Genomic DNA, 16,742 nt, shown 5'->3' with positions numbered 1-16,742 from the left:
ACAACAAAGGAGACCTAAGCGATCTGCCATGACCGCCATTGAATCTGATCTTTTGCAATTGGCTTACCCTCCGCGGCTCGATCTGGGGCCGCAACTCACTCACGAACAGTTGATGAGCTCGATGCAAGCCACCATGGCGCTGCACAAGGGTGGGCCGGTCTGGCTATTCGCTTACGGTTCGCTGATCTGGCGGCCTGAATGTTCGTCGACACAGCGGATGCGGGCGCGGGTCCACGGTTATCACCGGGGCTTGTACCTGTGGTCCCATGAGCACCGGGGCACGCCGGAAATACCGGGGTTGGTGTTTGGCCTGGATCGCGGCGGCTCGTGCAGCGGGTTTGCCTACCGCTTGCCGGAAGATCAACTGGAGGCCTCGCTGTATGCCCTGTGGCAGCGCGAGATGCCGTATCCCTCGTACCGGCCGCACTGGCTCAGCTGTCGTCTGGAAGATGGCAGCCAGGTGCAGGCATTGGGTTTTGTCCTGGAGCGGCACCTGCCCAGTTATGCCGGCAATTTGCCCGACATCGTGCTGAATCACGTGTTGCAAAGCGCTTGCGGGCGTTACGGCACTACGCGCGATTATGTCGAGCAGACCGTCAACGCCCTGCGTAGCCACGCCATGCCAGACAAGAATCTGGAGGCGCGGCTCAAGCGGTGTTCCAAAGGCTGTTCCGACGATTAACGTGCGGCACTGACGCTATTGGTGTGCCACAAGGTGGGGATCAGGAACGCGATGGCCAGCAGGCACGCGCCGATCAGCAATACGAAACCACCGTCCCAGCCGAAATGGTCAACGGTGTAGCCCATGGCCGCACTCGCTGCCACTGAACCACCCAGGTAACCGAACAGGCCCGTGAAGCCCGCTGCGGTACCGGCGGCTTTTTTCGGTGCCAGTTCCAGCGCCTGCAGGCCGATCAGCATCACCGGGCCGTAGATCAGGAAGCCGATGGAGAACAGCGCGATCATGTCGATCATCGGGTTGCCCGGCGGGTTGAGCCAGTAAACCAGGGTCGCCACGGTGACCAGGCCCATGAACACAATGCCGGTCAGGCCACGGTTGCCACGGAAGATCTTGTCCGACATCCAGCCGCACAGCAGCGTGCCCGGAATGCCCGCCCACTCGTAGAAGAAGTACGCCCACGAGGTTTTATCCACGTCGAAGTGCTTGGCTTCCTTGAGGTACGTCGGTGCCCAGTCCAGCACGCCGTAGCGCAGCAGGTAGACGAAGACGTTGGCGAAGGCGATGTACCAGAGCATTTTGTTGCGCAGCACGTACTTGACGAAGATTTCCTTGGCGCTGAATTCGTCCTCGTGGCTGGCGTCGTAGCCTTCCGGGTAATCGTTCTTGTATTGCTCGATGGGCGGCAGGCCCACCGATTGCGGGGTGTCGCGCATGGTGATGAAGGCAAACGCCGCCACCAGCAGGGCCACGGTAGCCGGGACGTAGAACGCCGCGTGCCAGTCGTTGAACCAGGCCATGCCCAGCAGGAACAGCGGGCCGATCAAGCCGCCGCCGACGTTATGCGCCACGTTCCATACGGAAACCACACCGCCACGTTCCTTCTGCGACCACCAGTGCACCATGGTCCGCCCACTTGGCGGCCAGCCCATGCCCTGGGCCCAGCCGTTGATGAACAGCAGAATGAACATCATGGTCACGCTGGAGGTAGCCCAAGGTGCGAAACCGAAAATGAACATCACCCCGGCGGACACCAACAGGCCGAAGGGCAGGAAGTAGCGTGGGTTGGAGCGGTCGGACACCAGGCCCATGAGGAACTTGGACAGGCCGTAGGCAATTGCGATCGCCGACATTGCCAGGCCCAACTGGCCACGGGTGTAACCCTCGTCGATCAGGTACGGCATGGCCAGGGAGAAGTTCTTGCGCAGCAGGTAGTACCCGGCGTAACCGAAGAAAATACCGGCGAAGATCTGCCAGCGCAGGCGTCGGTACGTGCTGTCTATTTTTTCTTCAGGCAGGGGCGCCTGATGTGCGGCAGGACGGAAGAAAGCAAACATTCAAGAGCTCCAGATTTCTTGTTTTGACTGCGGATGCGAATGTTACAGTTTCGTTACCGAAAATAGCACCGCCTCTTATCTGCGGGCATAGGAATTGAGTGCAATTGCATGTTCTTTTACGAACATGTCGCTTAGAGGCAAGTGAGGGGCGTTTTCAGGCGGGAATGCCAAGAAGCTGTGGTGAGGGAGCAAGCTCCCTCACCACAGGCAGTGATTCGGTTCAGTTGCCGTTGGCGGCTGCGATATCACCTGGAAGCAGGTGTTCCTGGATCTTCTGGCTGCGGGATTCCACCAGTTGACCCTGGTCGTCGAAGCGCAACACGATCAGCCAGTCATACACATTTTCCGGCCATTTCTTCATGCCGGTCAGCGCCGCGCCGTCACCGCCGAAGGCCTCGATCAACTTGTCGATATGCCCGTGATGCCAGGCGATCAACACGGTCTGCGCCTGGTTGGACTTGCGCAGGGACTTCACCAGCTTGCCGACTTGATCGTCTGAGTAGGGTGTTTCAAGCGGGAGCTGCAGGCGCCGGGCCAGGGGTGTCAGGGTCAGGCGCGGGCGAGAGCTTTCCTTGCTGTCGCTGGTAGCGATCAGCCGCTGGGGCACCACGGAGATGCCGTTCAACAGCAGCGGGTCGAAATAGCTGGCGTAGGCCGCCGCCCGCTGTTCGCCCTTGGGGCTCAGCAACGGACCTTCATCGGGTTTTTCCGCATGGCGCACGATCAGCACCGTCACGTTGTTCAGCCCGCGTACATCCTTGCCCTCTTTATGGGCAAAGGCGTGAGCCGACACCATCATCAACAACCCCAGAAACAGCGCGCGCAGCGGTGTGACCATTATTCATTCCTGCCAGTGAGTGAGTGCCTCGGCCGATCATGGGCCCAGGCACTCCGCGGACAAAATGAAACAATAGTCAGCGTAGCTGCACCACGACCTTGCCCACAGCCTTGCGCTGGCCGAGGTCGTTGATCGCCTGCGCCGCCTGCTCCAGCGGGTACACCTGGGACACCAGCGGCTTCAACTTGCCCTCGGCGAACCAGCCGAACAGTTGCTGGAAGTTGGCGGCATTGTCCTGCGGCTGGCGCTGGGCGAACGACCCCCAGAACACCCCGACCACCGCCGCGCCCTTGAGCAGCGCCAGGTTCACCGGCAGCTCGGGAATGCGCCCGCTGGCAAAGCCCACCACCAGCAGCCGGCCATTCCAGGCGATGCCGCGAATGGCCTGGTCAAACAGGTCGCCGCCCACCGGATCGTAGATCACGTCCACGCCGTTGCCGCCGGTAAGGCGTTTGATCTCGTCCTTGAGGCTGGCTTCGCTGTAGTTGATCAACTCATCGGCACCGGCAGCCTTGGCCACCGCCAGCTTGTCGGCGCTGCTGGCCGCGGCGATCACCCGGGCGCCCATGGCCTTGCCGATTTCCACCGCAGCCAGGCCGACGCCGCCGGAGGCACCGAGCACCAGCAGGGTTTCCCCGGGTTGCAGGTTGGCCCGTTGCTTCAGGGCGTGCATCGACGTGCCGTAGGTCATGCTGAAGGCGGCGGCGGTGTTGAAGTCCATGCTCGGCGGGATCGGCAGCACGTTGTAGCCCGGCACCGCAACCTGCTCGGCGAAGCTGCCCCAGCCGGTCAGGGCCATCACCCGGTCACCGACCTTCAGGTGGCTGACGTTCTCACCGACTTGGCTGATCACGCCTGCCGCTTCACCGCCCGGCGAAAACGGGAAGGGCGGCTTGAACTGGTACTTGCCCTCGATGATCAGGGTGTCCGGGAAATTGACCCCGGCCGCATGCACGTCCAACAGGATTTCGTTCTTCTTGATCGCCGGGCTTTCGACGTCTTCCAGCACCAGGTTTTCGGCGGGGCCGAAGGCTTTGCACAGCACAGCTTTCATCGGACTATTCCTTTTGGCGTGTTGGCCGATAAGTGTAGGTGGGCAGGGCGACGGGTCAACGAGCATGCCCCGGCCTGATAAGTCGCCATAAGCTTGTGCTCAGGGCTGCTAGCGTTATGCTACTGGGCAACCGAATTGAGGAATGAACTGTGAAAGCGTGGATCCTGTTGATGCTGGCCCTGACACTGCCGACGGCAGCCCTGGCCGAAGAAGCCAAAGAAGGCGAAGCGCCGAAGGTCAGCTATATCAGCCTGAGCCCGCCGTTTGTCGGTAACTACGGCCTTGATGGCACCGCGAAGCTGCGGGTGTTCAAGGCGGATATCGCCCTGCGGGTCACCGGTCCCGAGGCAGCCGCTGCCGTGAAAGCCAACGACGCGCTGATTCGCAACCAGTTGGTGGCGCTGTTTACCCAGCAGACTAACGACACCATGAGCAGCGTTGATGGGAAGGAAAAACTGCGCCAGGAAGCCCTGAAGCAGACCCAGCAAGTGATGAACGACGAAACCGGCAAGCCGCAGGTTGAGGATCTGTTGTTCAACAACCTGATCATCCAGTAAGCCGGTCGCTTCGCGCTCTTCGCGAGCAAGCCCGCTCCCACACTTGACCGAGTTCTAACATGAGAATGCGGTTGAATGTGGGAGCGGGCTTGCTCGCGAAGAGGCCCTGACAGACACCTCAGGAAGCCAGGCTCTTCCTGAACCGCGCCAACGCCACCGCAAAGAACAGCAACCCAATCCCCGCCAGCGCCAGCAAGTCCGGCCACACCACATTCACACCCGCATCCCGGAACAGAATCGCCGCACTCAGGCTCACAAAGTGCGTCGACGGCGAGCCCTGCATCACCCATTGCAACCACTGCGGCATACTGTCCAGCGGCGTGCTGCCGCCGGACAACAGCAGCATCGGGATAATCACCGGGATCGCCAGCAGGCCAAACTGCGGCGTCGAGCGGGCGAGGGTGGCGAGGAAGATGCCGAGGGCAGTACTGGCAAACAGGTACAGCGCCGTCACCAGCAAAAACAAAGTCAGCGACCCGGCCAGCGGCACGCCGAGCAAGCCTTTCACCACCACTTCCAGCGACAGCCAGGTGCACAGCACCACCACCAGCATGTTGCTCCAGATTTTCGCCAGCATGATTTCCAGCGCAGTCAGCGGCAGCACCAGCAAATGGTCGAGGGTGCCGTGTTCGCGCTCACGCAGCAGCGCGGTGCCGGTCAGCACGATGGCGAGGATGGTGATGTTGTTGACGATCTGGATCACCGCCAGAAACCAGCCGCCTTCCAGATTGGTATTGAACAGCGCCCGGGTGGTCAGCAGCGCCGGCGCCTTTTGGGCGGCATCGGCCTGGTTGCCATAGGTCAGCAATTCCCGCTGGAAAATCCGCCCGATATACCCGGCACCCATGAATGCCTGGCTCATGGCCGTGGCATCGACGTTGACCTGCACCCCCGGCTGGCGCCCGGCCAACAGGTCGGCCTGGAAATTCGCCGGCACGTTGATCACGAAGGTGTACTGGCCGCTGTCCATCACCTTGTCCAGTTGGTCGTACGGCAACGGCACCGCCGCCTGGAATTCCGGCGGTTGCAGCGCTTCGGCCAGTTGCCGGGAAAGCGCGCTGTGGTCTTCATCCACAAAGGCCACGCTGGCGTTGTGCACGCCGATCACCGAGCCGGCGGCGGGCATATAGATGGCGACGGTAAAGGCGTAGAACAGGAACAGCAGCAACACGCTGTCGTGGCGCAGGCTGGTCAGTTCCTTGATGCCGAGGCGCAGGATATGGGCGAACTTGTGCATCTCAGGCCTCCTGCTTCTTGAGCATGATCAGGCTAAGCCCGGTGAACCCCAGGAAAAACCCGAACAGCGCCAGGCACTGTGGCCATAGCTGACGCAGGTCCAGGGCCTTGGTAAAGGTGCCCACCGCAATGTCGAGGAAGTAGCCCGCCGGAAACAACATGCCCATCAACGCGGCGGCGCCTTCCAGGGACGAGCGCGGCACGATCAGCCCGGAGAACTGGATGGTCGGCAGGCTGGTGATGATCATGGTGCCGAGGATCGCTGCGATCTGGGTGCGGGTGAACGCGGAAATCAGCAGGCCCATGCTGGTGGTGGCCAGCACATACAGCAGGCCGCCGAAAGCCAGGGTCACGCCGCTGCCCTTGAACGGCACGCCGAACAGCCAGCGGTTCATCGCCACCAGCAGGCCCAGGTTGATCAGGCTCACGGCCAGGTACGGCGCCTGCTTGCCCAACAGGAATTCCAGGCGGGTCAGGGGTGTGGCGTAGAAGTTGGTGATGGAGCCCAGTTCCTTCTCGCGCACGATCCCCAGGGCCGTGAGCATCGCCGGGATAAACGCGAGGATCAGCGCCATCACGCCGGGACCGATAGCGTTCACGCTGACCACGTCCTGGTTGTAGCGAAAGCGGGTTTCCAGTTTGGCGGCGGCTTGCTGATTCAGTGGTGTGCTGTTCAGTTCGGCCAGTTGTTGGAGGTTGGCCTGGTGCACGGCCTCGACATAATTGCGGCTGGTTTCCGCACGGAACGGCATGCCGCCATCGAGCCAGGCGGCCACGGCGGGTTGGCGGCCGGCGTAGAGATCGCGGCCGAACCCTGGCGGAATCTCCAGCGCCAGTTTGATCTCCGAGCGCTGCAGGCGTTTGTGCAGTTCGTTGGAGTCAGTGATCGGCGACTGTTCGGCGAAATAGCGCGAACTGCGAAAGGCTTCCAAGTAGGCCCGGCTTTGCGGCGTCTGATCCTGGTCGTAGACGGCGAAGGCGAGCTTTTCCACGTCCAGGGAAATGCCGTAGCCGAAGATCACCATCATGAAAATCGCCCCCAACAGGGCGAAGGCCATGCGCACTTTGTCCCGCAGCAGTTCCTTGCCTTCGCGGCTGGCCACGGCCAACAGGCGGGCGACGCTGAACCCGCGTTTGCTGACGGGTGGGGCCATGGGTTCGCTGACGGTTTCGGAGGGCGCGGTGGCCGCTTCGGGCGCGCCTTGGGCCTGTTCGAGGCAGGTGACGAACGCCGCTTCCAGGGTTTCGCCGTGGAACTGCTGTTGCAGCGCGTCCGGCGTGTCGCAGGCCAGCACCTTGCCCGCGTGCATCAGCGAGATGCGGTCGCAGCGCTGGGCTTCGTTCATGAAGTGGGTGGACAGGAAGATCGTCACGCCCTGTTCCCGGGACAGTTCGATCAGCAGCCGCCAGAAGTCATCCCGCGCGGCCGGGTCGACGCCCGAGGTCGGCTCATCGAGGATCAGCACTTCCGGGCGGTGCAGCACCGCCACCGCCAGGGACAAGCGCTGGCGCAGGCCCAGCGGCAACTCGCCGGACGGCTGCTCGGCAACGTCGCCCAGGTCAAAACGCTTGATCAACTCGTCGATGCGCTGGCCGCTCTCGGCCTTGGGCAGGTCGAACAACTGCGCATGCAGCACCAGGTTCTGGCGCACGCTGAGTTCGCCGTACAGCGAGAAGCTTTGCGACATGAAACCCACGCGCTTGCGGGTGGCCAGGTCCTTGGCGTTTACCGGGTTGCCCAGCAGCGTGGCGGTGCCCTCGGTGGCGGGCATCAACCCGGTGAGGACTTTCATGGTGGTGGTCTTGCCGCAGCCGTTGGAGCCGAGGAAACCAAAGATCTCGCCCCGGCCAATGGCGAAGCTGACCTTGTTGACTGCCGTGAAGTCGCCGAAGCGCAGGGTCAGGTCGTGGGCTTCGATGGCGATGTCGGTGTTGTCGCTTTGCCGGGGCGGAATCACCAGCGGCTCGTTGTTATGGGCACTGTCGCCCTGGAAATGGGTGAAGGCTTCGTCCAGTTTGCCGCTGGGCGTCGCGGCGGCGAGTTCGCTGCTCAGGCCGTCGGCGATCAGCTTGCCGCGGTCGAGCATCAGGCAGTGTTCAAACTGCTCGGCTTCTTCCATGTAGGCGGTGGCCACCAGCAGTGTGAGCTGCGGGCGTTCGCTGCGTACGGTTTCCACCAGTTCCCAGAAGCGCCGACGGGACAATGGGTCGACCCCGGTGGTGGGTTCGTCGAGGATCAACAGGTCCGGGTCGTGGATCAGCGCACAGCACAGGCCGAGCTTCTGCTTCATGCCGCCGGAGAGCTTGCCGGCGGGGCGCTCGGCGAAGCGTGCGAGGTCGGTGGCCAGCAGCAGGTTGTGCATGCGCTGGTCGCAATCGGCTTTTGACAGGCCGAACAGCGTGGCAAAGAACCGGATGTTTTCGCTGATGGACAGCTCGGGGTACAGGTTGCCGCCCAGGCCCTGGGGCATAAAGGCGATGCGCGGGTACAGGCTGTTGCGGTGGCGGCGGTCTTCGATCGAGCCGCCGAGTACTTGCAGTTCGCCTTGTTGAAGCTTTTTGACCCCGGCGATCAAGCCCAGCAGGCTCGACTTGCCGGCGCCGTCCGGGCCGATCAACCCGCAGCGTGTGCCGGCGGGCAGGCTGAAGGCGATGTCGATCAGCGCCTGTTGCTTGCCGTAGCGATGGTTGATCCCCGTGGCGTGCAGCGCCAGGCCGTTCATTGCAGGTTGGCCGGCCAGTCCAGGTCAGCGGTGCGCACATAGCCGGCGCCGGGCATGCCCGGTTTGGCTTGGGGCACGGCGCTTGGTTGGGTCAGGCGCAGCTTGACCCGGAACACCAGCTTCTGACGTTCGTCGCGGGTTTCCACTTCCTTGGGGGTGAACTGCGACTTGGCGGCGACGAAGCTGATTTTCGCCGGCAGCGGTTGCTTCGGCAGGGCGTCGAGGACGATCCGCGCCTCACTGCCGACGGTCAGGGCGCCGGTTACCGAAGCGGGCAGATACAGGTTCATGTATTGGTCGTTGGGGTCGATCAGCAGCAACACGCGACCACCCGCGCCGAGCACTTCGCCGGGTTCGGCCAGGCGTAGCTGGATGATGCCGTCGATAGGCGCCCGCAGGCTGCTGTCTTCGATTTCACTGGTGAGCTGGGCGACCTGAGCCTGGGCGGCGCCGATGGCGGCCTTTACCGAATTGACCTGGGCCTGGGCGGCGACCACGGCAGCGTTGCCGGTGTTTTGCCGGGCCTGCTGCTGGTCGATCAGCTGGCCGCTGGCGAAGCCGCGCTTGTACAGCTCCTGGGTGCGCTTGAGTTCCTGGCTGGCCAGCAGTTGTTCGCTCCGGCGCAGTTGCACATTGGCTTCGGCAGCAGCGAAATTCTCCCTGGCCCGCAGCACTTCGGCTTCGGCCTGGGCGCGTTGGGCTTCCAGGGTGCGGGTGTCCATGCGCGCCAGCAGTTGGCCCTTGAGCACCTTGTCGCCTTCGTCCACCCGCACTTCGGCGAGGCGCCCGGGGATCTTGGCGGCGATCTGCACTTCAGTCGATTCCAGCCGGCCATTGCCCATGCTCAAGCCTTCGGGCAGGCGGTCCTGGGTGGATTGCCAATAGCCGAAGCCGCCGGCGGCCAGCAGCAAGACAATCAATGGAATGGCGAAAAGATGGGAGGTACGGTGGTTCGTCGACATGGGTGCATCCTGCGGCGTTAGCGTCCTAGTTTGACCGATCCTGCCCGGAGGCCCTTGATGCGGGTCAAATGAAGCGCCAGCCTAACCCGGTTGGCGCGCAGATGCATGCGCCATGGGCGTGACCGCAGGGTTCTGCTGTTTCAGCGCAGGCCGAGTACGGCGGCCCATTGCTCGGCGGTGACCGGCATCACCGAAAGGCGGCTGCCTTTTTGCACCAGAGGCAACTCGGCGAGGGCGGTTTGCTGTTTCAGGTAGCCCAGCCCCAGGACCTTCGCAAAGGTCTCGACGTGGGCAACATTGATCGCGCTCCACGGGTTTTTTTCAGGGCTGGCCTTGGCGTCGAAATAATGACTGTCGGGCTCCAGCGCGGTCGGGTCCGGGTAGGCTGCCTCGACGATTTTACCGATGCCGGCAATCCCCGGTTCCGGGCAGCTGGAGTGGTAGAAGAAGAACTGGTCACCCACCGCCATCGCCCGCAGGAAGTTCCGCGCCTGGTAGTTGCGCACCCCGTCCCACCGGGCCTCGCCGAGCTTTTCCAGGCCCTTGATGGACAGTTCATCGGGCTCGGATTTCATCAGCCAATAGGCCATGTTTTCGCTCCTCAAAAGTCGATTGGGAAAGTTGTCCTGCAATTTTATGACAAACCGACAGTCGGTTGGCGTCAAGGTTTGCGTGTTGGTTCACGTTAACGCAGAATGCCGGGGTTTTGAGCTTGACGCAGCTGGCACGGACTACTAATGGAACGTTGCTGTCATCGTGTGCAAGATGCCTGAAGGGGGGCAATCGATGAAACGCAAACCGGATTTACTATGGATTTTGGTTATTTTGTTCGGCCTGGGCGTTGTGACCACCGGCTATGCGCAGAGCTTGTGGTCGAACAAGACTGACGCGCCGATTGAACTCGCACAGCAACAGCCGCAACCGTTCAAACGCTGACCCGTCTTCAAGGCGCTGCTGATTCCAGTAGCGTCTCTGCTATATACCAATCCTTATCGGTGACTGTGCCCTCAAGCGGGACATCCCAGCTTGCCTGCGCCAATCGTTCGACCTTCTGGCATTCATGGGCCAGGCCCAACAGCGTCGGCTTGCGCCAGGATTTCCGGCGGGCCATGTAGGCCAGGCTGCGGTCATAAAACCCGCCGCCCATGCCCAACCGTCCGCCCACATCATCAAAGCCAACCAGTGGCAGCAGCACAAGGTCCAGCGCCCAGACCTTGCGTTGCCGGCCGGCATTTACCTGGGGCTCGAGGATGCGAAAACGGTTGGGCCTCAGCTTTTCGCCGGGGCGCACTCGCTGGAACACCATCTTGGTTCGCGGCCATGCACTGAGCACCGGCAGGTACGTCGCCTTGCCCCGGCGCTGTGCAGCGCGCAGCAGCAGGCGCGGATCGATTTCACCGTCCGTCGGTAGATATAAGGATAGGTGTTTGGCCCGGCGAAACAGCGGGTGCTGTGCCAGTTGCCGATACAGGCCCAGGGCGGCCTGGCGTTGCTCGCTTGGCGTCAGGGCGCGGCGGGCTTTGCGCAGCATGCGTCGAAGTTGCGGGCGGGAAAGCGGCGCAGGTTCGGTCATGGTTTTCGGCTCATAAAACAATGCCAGTCCTGGGACTGGCATTGGATTTGGGAATCAGGCTCCCCGACAGAACCGCTGTCGACTTAGCCCTTGAACCCGAAAGTTCAAGGTGGAAGAAACAGTAGGCTTTAAGGCTTTCCGTCTAGCGGACATGCACACCAGCCCAACGTGTAACTTCCAGGGTAGTGCGAATCGGCTCAGGGACATCGCCGACTGGCAAGCACGCCAGGGAGTGGGGCGAGTATACCCGAAACCGACGCCGCAATCAGCCCTTGGGTGGCTCTGGATCGGTAGAAAGTACCAGATCGACCCGCTCCAGCAGGTCGCGCACCTGCTCGCGCGTCGAGCCGCTGGCCTGCACGTCAGGCCGTTCCTGCTTATGCAGCAGATCGTGGGTAATGTTCAGGGCGGCCATCACGGCGATGCGATCGGCGCCGATGACTTTGCCGCTGCTGCGGATTTCGCGCATCTTGCCGTCCAGGTAGCGGGCAGCGCTCACCAGGTTGCTGCGTTCTTCCTGGGGGCAGATGATCGAATATTCTTTGTCGAGAATCTGCACGGTGACGCTATTGCTTGAACTCATGAGTCTTGCTCCAGGGCCTTCAGGCGCGAAATCATCGATTCGACCTTACGCCGGGCGATTTCGTTTTTTTCAATGAGGTGAGCGCGTTCCTCGCGCCAGGTCTTTTCCTGAGCTAATAGGAGTCCGTTTTGGCTCTTAAGTTGCTCGACCCGGTTAATTAGCAGCTCGAGTCTGGCCATCAGCGCTTGCAGGTCGGTGTCTTCCATTGGGTTCCACTGGATTTTGTCTGATGAATGGCAACTGCTGGATAAACGATCTGACGCCCTCGATAGTCTTGGTACGTCTGCCGATGCTAGGATACAGCGCTTCATTCTAGACATTGCGCCGTCTGGCGCCTAGCTCACCATGCCCATTCAGAACTCCCCGTACGATGCTTTTTCCAAACTGCTGAGTTCCAGCGGTCATCCTTGCTCGCCTGCCGAACTGCACGGCGTGCTGCTGGGCCGCAGTTGCACCGGTGTCGGCTTTGATGCCGACAACTGGCTGGCCGACGTCGCCGAGCTGCTGGAAACCGAGCCTACCGAAAACGTGCGCAATGCGCTCATCGGCCTGCAAGAGATGGTTAAAGGCGAGCTGACCGGTGATGACGTCACCGTCGTCCTGCTGCTGCCTACCGATGACGCGCCGCTCACCGAGCGCGCCGCCGCGTTGGGCCAATGGTGCCAAGGCTTCCTCCACGGTTTCGGCGTGAACGCCGGCGGCCTCGACCTGAGCACCGATGCCCAGGAAGTGCTGCAGGACCTGGCCGCCATCTCTCAGGTGCAAGACGCCCTGGAAGAGTCCGAAGACGGCGAAAGCGACTACATGGAAGTCATGGAATACCTGCGCGTCGCGCCGCTGCTGCTGTTCACCGAGACCCGTAAATCGGCTGAGCCCGCTGCACCCAAGCCGTCGCTGCACTAAGAAAGGAAGCCCATCTGCCCATGATCCATATCCCCAAAGCGGAATACACCCGGCGCCGCAAGGCGCTCATGGCGCAGATGGAACCCAACAGCATCGCCATCCTGCCGGCGGCCGCGGTAGCCATCCGCAACCGTGACGTCGAGCACGTCTACCGCCAGGACAGCGACTTCCAGTACCTGAGCGGCTTCCCCGAACCGGAGGCGGTGATCGTGCTGATGCCCGGCCGCCAGCACGGCGAGTACGTGCTGTTCTGCCGCGAACGCAATGCCGAGCGCGAACTGTGGGACGGCCTGCGAGCGGGCACCGAAGGCGCGATTCGCGATTTTGGCACCGATGACGCCTTCCCGATTACCGATATCGACGACATCCTGCCCGGCCTGATCGAAGGCCGCGACCGGGTGTATTCGGCCATGGGCAGCAATGCCGAATTCGACCGGCACCTGATGGAGTGGATCAACGTGATCCGCTCTAAAGCGCACCTCGGCGCCCAGCCACCGAACGAATTTGTTGCCCTGGATCATCTGCTTCATGACATGCGCCTGTATAAATCGGCGGCAGAAGTGAAGGTGATGCGCGAGGCGGCGCGGATTTCCTGCGCGGCCCATGTACGGGCGATGCAGGCCAGCCGCGCCGGGTTGCATGAGTTCAGCCTGGAAGCGGAGCTCGACTACGAGTTTCGCAAGGGCGGGGCGAAGATGCCGGCCTATGGTTCCATCGTCGCCTCGGGGCGCAACAGCTGCATCCTGCATTACCAGCAGAATGACGCGGTGCTCAAGGACGGCGACCTGGTGCTGATCGACGCCGGCTGCGAGATCGACTGCTACGCCAGCGACATCACCCGCACCTGGCCGGTGAGCGGCAAGTTTTCCGCCGAGCAGAAGGCGATTTATGAAATCGTGCTGGCTTCCCAGGAAGCCGCCTTTGCCGAAATCGCCCCGAACAAGCATTGGAACCAGGCCCACGAGGCGACGGTGCAAGTGATCACTGCCGGGCTGGTGAGGCTGGGATTGTTGCAGGGTGATGTCGACGAACTGATCGCCAGTGAAGCCTATAAAGCCTTCTACATGCACCGCGCCGGCCACTGGCTGGGGATGGATGTGCACGATGTCGGCGAATACAAGGTCGGCGGCGAGTGGCGGGTGCTGGAAGTCGGCATGGCACTGACCGTGGAGCCGGGGATTTACATCTCGCCGGACAACCAGAACGTGGCGAAGAAATGGCGTGGCATTGGCGTACGCATCGAGGACGACGTGGTGGTGACCAAGCAAGGCTGTGAAATTCTGACCGGTGGCGTGCCCAAGTCCGTCGCCGAGATCGAAGCATTGATGGCGAGCGCCCGATGAGCCGGGTCAACCTGGCGATTATCGGCGGCGGCCTGGTGGGTGCCAGCCTCGCATTGGCCTTGCAGGCCGGAGCCAAGGCCCGGGGCTGGAAGATCGTGCTAATCGAGCCGTTTGCCCCCGGCGACAGCTACCAGCCGAGCTATGACGCGCGTTCTTCAGCGCTGTCCTTTGGCGCGCGGCAGATCTATCAACGGTTGGGCGTGTGGCAGGAAATCTCTCGCCGCGCCGAGCCGATCAAACAGATTCATGTGTCGGACCGTGGCCGCTTCTCTACCGCGCGCCTGTCGGCCATGGAAGAGGGTGTGCCGGCGCTTGGCTACGTGGTGGAAAACGCCTGGCTGGGCCAATGCCTGTGGCAAGGGCTGGACAAGGACGTGGTCAGTTGGCGTTGCCCGGCGGAAGTTACGCGCATGGAGCCGCTTGCCGATGGCTACCGCCTGACCCTCAATGACGAAACCGTGCTGGAGTGCGACCTCGCGGTGCTGGCCGATGGCGGTCGCTCAGGTTTGCGCGAGCAACTGGGCATCGGCGTTAAAAAGCGGCCGTACAACCAGAGCGCGCTGATCGCCAACATCACCCCAAGCGAGGCCCACAACGGCGAGGCGTTCGAGCGGTTCACCGACGAAGGCCCGATGGCCTTGCTGCCGTTGCCGGACAACCGCTGCGCGCTGGTCTGGACCCGCGTCGGCATGGACGCCAAGCGCCTGGCCGATCTGGACGAACGCAGCTTCCTGAGTGAACTGCAGGGCGTGTTCGGCTACCGCCTGGGCACCCTCAAGCAAGTCGGTGCGCGCCACCTGTACCCGCTGACGCTCGTGGAAGCGGAAGAACAAGTGCGCTCTCATCTGGCCGTACTTGGCAATGCCGCCCACAGCCTGCACCCGATTGCCGGTCAGGGCTTCAACCTGTCCCTGCGGGATGCCTACGCGTTGGCCGAGGCGCTGCTGGCCGGGCCGGCGATTCCGGGCGACCTGGCGACACTGCAGGCGTACCGCGAGCGTCAGCGCATGGACCAGAAACTCACCGTCGGCTTCTCCGATCAGGTCACCCGCCTGTTTGGCAGTGCGCAACCGTTGGTCGCGCTGGGCCGCAACATGGGCTTGCTGGGCCTCGACTTGCTGCCGCCGGCCAAGCGCTGGTTCGCGCGCCAGGCCATGGGCCTGGGTACCCGTCCCGATGCGTGAGTGGCTGACCCGACGCCTGGGCAAGGCGCGGCTGTTGCGCTGGATCATGACCCTGTACCCGCCGTACCTCGGGGCCGGAGTTCGGGTGTTGCACATCGGCAGCGATTTCCGCGAGGTCAAGGTGCGCATGGGCCTGGGCTGGTACAACCGCAACTACGTCGGCACGCAGTTTGGCGGCAGCCTGTATTCGATGGTCGACCCGTTCTACATGCTGATGCTGATGGAGAACCTGGGCCGCGACTACATTGTCTGGGACAAGGCTGCCGCTATCGACTTTATCTCGCCGGGCAAAGGCCCGGTGTTCGCCGAATTTTCCATCGACCAGGCGTTGCTGGACGAGATTCGCCAGCACACCGCCAGCGGCGACAAGTATTTACCGCAGCTCAAGGTACAGATTCATGACGGCTCCGGCACCCTGGTGGCGCGGGTCGACAAAACCCTTTACGTGCGGCGCAAGCTGCAATCGAGACAGGCTTAAAGCATGGACATGCGCGCAGATGTGCTGATTGTCGGGGCCGGAATGGTCGGAAGCGCCCTGGCGCTGGCGTTGCAGGGCAGTGGCCTGCAGGTGCTGCTGCTCGACGGCAGCCCGCTGAGTGTCAAGCCGTTCGACCCTCATGCTGCGTTCGAACCGCGGGTGAGCGCCTTGTCGGCCGCCAGCCAGCGCATCCTCGAGCGCCTTGGCGTGTGGGACGGGATTGTCGAGCGACGTGCCAGCCCGTACGGCGAGATGCAGGTGTGGGACGGCAGCGGCACCGGGCAGATCCACTTCTCGGCGGCCAGCGTGCATGCTGAGGTGCTGGGGCATATCGTCGAAAACCGTGTGGTCCAGGACGCCTTGCTCGACCGCCTGCACGACTGCGACCTCGGCCTGCTGGCCAATGCGCGCCTGGAACAGATGCGCCGCTCCGGCGATGACTGGCTGCTGACCCTCGCCGATGGCCGCACCTTGCGCGCGCCACTGGTGGTCGCGGCGGACGGTGCCAACTCGGCAGTACGTCGCCTGACCGGCACTGCTACCCGTGAGTGGGATTATTTGCACAACGCCATCGTCACCAGTGTGCGCAGCAGCCAGGTGCATCAAAAGACGGCCTGGCAGCGTTTTACCGACAATGGCCCGCTGGCATTCCTGCCGCTGGTGCGGGACGGGCAGGAAGACTGGTGTTCGATCGTCTGGTCGACCACCCCGAGTGAGTCCGAGCGCTTGATGGCGCTGGACGATGAAAGCTTCTGCCGTGAACTTGAAAATGCCTTCGAAGGCCGCCTGGGCAGCGTGATAAGCGCCGATCCACGGCTGTGCGTGCCGTTGCGTCAGCGCCACGCCAAACGTTACGTGGCCGAAGGCCTGGCATTGATTGGCGACGCGGCCCACGTCATTCATCCGCTGGCGGGGCAGGGGGTGAACCTGGGCTTCCTCGATGCGGCCGTGCTGGCCGAGGTCCTGCTGGCGGCCAACGAGCGCGGCGAGCGCCTGGCGGATGTGAAGGTGCTCAGCCGTTACGAGCGTCGGCGCATGCCGCACAACCTGGCGCTGATGGCGGCGATGGAAGGCTTTGAGCGGTTGTTCCAGGCCGATCAACTGCCGTTGCGCTGGCTGCGTAATGCAGGGCTGAAGGTGGTTGAGCAGATGCCGGAGGCCAAGGCGTTGTTTGTGCGTCAGGCATTGGGTTTGACCGGGGATTTGCCGGAGCTGGCCAAGGCCTGAGGGTGCTGCGCAACATCTGGTAACGGCTCCGTTGAGCGTTACCAAATGTGAGTCCTTATCATTTG

General features: G+C 62.6%; 18 protein-coding genes and 1 other RNA gene. 8 read left to right on the top strand and 11 right to left on the bottom strand.

Annotation, left to right across the window (positions count from 1 at the left end; genetic code table 11):
* Nucleotides 1-28: 28 nt before the first annotated feature.
* Nucleotides 29-682 (top strand): gamma-glutamylcyclotransferase, encoded by a 654-nt coding sequence (locus tag HX869_RS02350; RefSeq protein WP_003213974.1) that lies wholly within the window; start codon nt 29-31, stop codon nt 680-682.
* On the opposite strand, the gene glpT is transcribed toward HX869_RS02350, so the two are convergent.
* The 3 genes from glpT to HX869_RS02335 all read right to left on the bottom strand — a co-directional run bounded on the left by glpT (nt 679) and on the right by HX869_RS02335 (nt 3,908).
* A complete protein-coding gene (gene glpT / locus HX869_RS02345) occupies nt 679-2,016 on the bottom strand; it encodes a glycerol-3-phosphate transporter (protein ID WP_003213972.1) in 1,338 nt (445 codons plus the stop codon). The two genes, HX869_RS02350 and glpT, sit on opposite strands and share 4 nt — an antisense overlap.
* A 220-nt stretch (nt 2,017-2,236) precedes the next feature.
* A complete protein-coding gene (locus HX869_RS02340) occupies nt 2,237-2,854 on the bottom strand; it encodes a flagellar basal body-associated protein FliL (protein ID WP_178902696.1) in 618 nt (205 codons plus the stop codon).
* 76 nt (nt 2,855-2,930) lie between these two features.
* Entirely contained in the window at nt 2,931-3,908 is a 978-nt protein-coding gene (locus HX869_RS02335) for an NADPH:quinone oxidoreductase family protein (RefSeq protein WP_003213968.1), read from the bottom strand.
* 149 nt (nt 3,909-4,057) lie between these two features.
* Between HX869_RS02335 and HX869_RS02330 the strand changes: the two genes are divergently transcribed.
* Nucleotides 4,058-4,465, top strand: a complete 408-nt coding sequence (locus HX869_RS02330; RefSeq protein ID WP_003213967.1) for a flagellar basal body-associated protein FliL — start codon at nt 4,058-4,060, stop codon at nt 4,463-4,465.
* Between the two features lie 118 nt (nt 4,466-4,583).
* On the opposite strand, the gene HX869_RS02325 is transcribed toward HX869_RS02330, so the two are convergent.
* The 4 genes from HX869_RS02325 to HX869_RS02310 all read right to left on the bottom strand — a co-directional run bounded on the left by HX869_RS02325 (nt 4,584) and on the right by HX869_RS02310 (nt 9,976).
* Nucleotides 4,584-5,702, bottom strand: coding sequence for an ABC transporter permease (locus HX869_RS02325; RefSeq protein ID WP_003213965.1), 1,119 nt, complete (start codon nt 5,700-5,702; stop codon nt 4,584-4,586).
* A gap of 1 nt (nt 5,703) precedes the next feature.
* Nucleotides 5,704-8,424 (bottom strand): ribosome-associated ATPase/putative transporter RbbA, encoded by a 2,721-nt coding sequence (rbbA, locus tag HX869_RS02320; RefSeq protein WP_177080599.1) that lies wholly within the window; start codon nt 8,422-8,424, stop codon nt 5,704-5,706.
* Complete coding sequence (locus HX869_RS02315; protein ID WP_003213963.1) at nt 8,421-9,386, bottom strand: HlyD family secretion protein; 966 nt, start codon at nt 9,384-9,386, stop codon at nt 8,421-8,423. The genes rbbA and HX869_RS02315 overlap by 4 nt, the downstream gene beginning before the upstream one ends.
* Nucleotides 9,387-9,526: 140 nt before the next feature.
* Nucleotides 9,527-9,976 carry an EVE domain-containing protein gene (locus tag HX869_RS02310; protein WP_003213961.1) on the bottom strand — a complete coding sequence of 150 codons (450 nt, stop codon included), beginning with the start codon at nt 9,974-9,976 and terminating at the stop codon, nt 9,527-9,529.
* 196 nt (nt 9,977-10,172) lie between these two features.
* Between HX869_RS02310 and HX869_RS02305 the strand changes: the two genes are divergently transcribed.
* The gene (locus HX869_RS02305; RefSeq protein ID WP_003213959.1) at nt 10,173-10,322 is read left to right on the top strand and encodes a hypothetical protein; all 150 of its coding nucleotides are present in this window, start codon (nt 10,173-10,175) and stop codon (nt 10,320-10,322) included.
* 7 nt (nt 10,323-10,329) lie between these two features.
* Here the strand turns inward: HX869_RS02305 and HX869_RS02300 are convergent, their stop codons facing one another.
* The 4 genes from HX869_RS02300 to HX869_RS02285 form a co-directional block, all read right to left on the bottom strand.
* A complete protein-coding gene (locus tag HX869_RS02300; RefSeq protein ID WP_087693301.1) occupies nt 10,330-10,959 on the bottom strand; it encodes a 5-formyltetrahydrofolate cyclo-ligase in 630 nt (209 codons plus the stop codon).
* 56 nt (nt 10,960-11,015) lie between these two features.
* Nucleotides 11,016-11,194: non-coding RNA, 6S RNA (gene ssrS / locus HX869_RS02295), on the bottom strand.
* Nucleotides 11,195-11,224: 30 nt separating this feature from the next.
* Nucleotides 11,225-11,542: a cell division protein ZapA gene (locus HX869_RS02290; RefSeq protein ID WP_003213956.1), complete on the bottom strand. Its 318-nt coding sequence runs from the start codon at nt 11,540-11,542 to the stop codon at nt 11,225-11,227.
* Nucleotides 11,539-11,748, bottom strand: coding sequence for a TIGR02449 family protein (locus HX869_RS02285; RefSeq protein WP_003213954.1), 210 nt, complete (start codon nt 11,746-11,748; stop codon nt 11,539-11,541). The genes HX869_RS02290 and HX869_RS02285 overlap by 4 nt, the downstream gene beginning before the upstream one ends.
* Before the next feature lie 139 nt (nt 11,749-11,887).
* Here HX869_RS02285 and HX869_RS02280 point away from each other — a divergent pair, with 139 nt between their 5' ends.
* From HX869_RS02280 to HX869_RS02260, 5 genes are read left to right on the top strand one after another with little or no spacing between them, the layout of a single operon-like run.
* Nucleotides 11,888-12,445: a YecA family protein gene (locus HX869_RS02280; RefSeq protein ID WP_003213952.1), complete on the top strand. Its 558-nt coding sequence runs from the start codon at nt 11,888-11,890 to the stop codon at nt 12,443-12,445.
* A gap of 20 nt (nt 12,446-12,465) precedes the next feature.
* Nucleotides 12,466-13,788, top strand: a complete 1,323-nt coding sequence (gene pepP / locus HX869_RS02275; protein ID WP_178902695.1) for a Xaa-Pro aminopeptidase — start codon at nt 12,466-12,468, stop codon at nt 13,786-13,788.
* Nucleotides 13,785-14,972: a 2-octaprenyl-6-methoxyphenyl hydroxylase gene (ubiH, locus tag HX869_RS02270; RefSeq protein WP_134327503.1), complete on the top strand. Its 1,188-nt coding sequence runs from the start codon at nt 13,785-13,787 to the stop codon at nt 14,970-14,972. Before pepP ends, ubiH begins: the two co-directional genes overlap by 4 nt.
* The gene (locus HX869_RS02265; RefSeq protein WP_003213946.1) at nt 14,965-15,450 is read left to right on the top strand and encodes a DUF4442 domain-containing protein; all 486 of its coding nucleotides are present in this window, start codon (nt 14,965-14,967) and stop codon (nt 15,448-15,450) included. Before ubiH ends, HX869_RS02265 begins: the two co-directional genes overlap by 8 nt.
* A 9-nt stretch (nt 15,451-15,459) precedes the next feature.
* Nucleotides 15,460-16,677 carry a 2-octaprenyl-3-methyl-6-methoxy-1,4-benzoquinol hydroxylase gene (locus HX869_RS02260; protein WP_162835188.1) on the top strand — a complete coding sequence of 406 codons (1,218 nt, stop codon included), beginning with the start codon at nt 15,460-15,462 and terminating at the stop codon, nt 16,675-16,677.
* Nucleotides 16,678-16,742 lie beyond the last annotated feature (65 nt).

The sequence above is a fragment of the Pseudomonas sp. P7779 genome (genome assembly GCF_013386315.1).
Taxonomy (GTDB): Bacteria; Pseudomonadota; Gammaproteobacteria; order Pseudomonadales; family Pseudomonadaceae; genus Aquipseudomonas.
The sequence above is the reverse complement of the archived record's forward strand: the minus strand, read 5'-3'. Positions and strand labels throughout refer to the sequence as shown.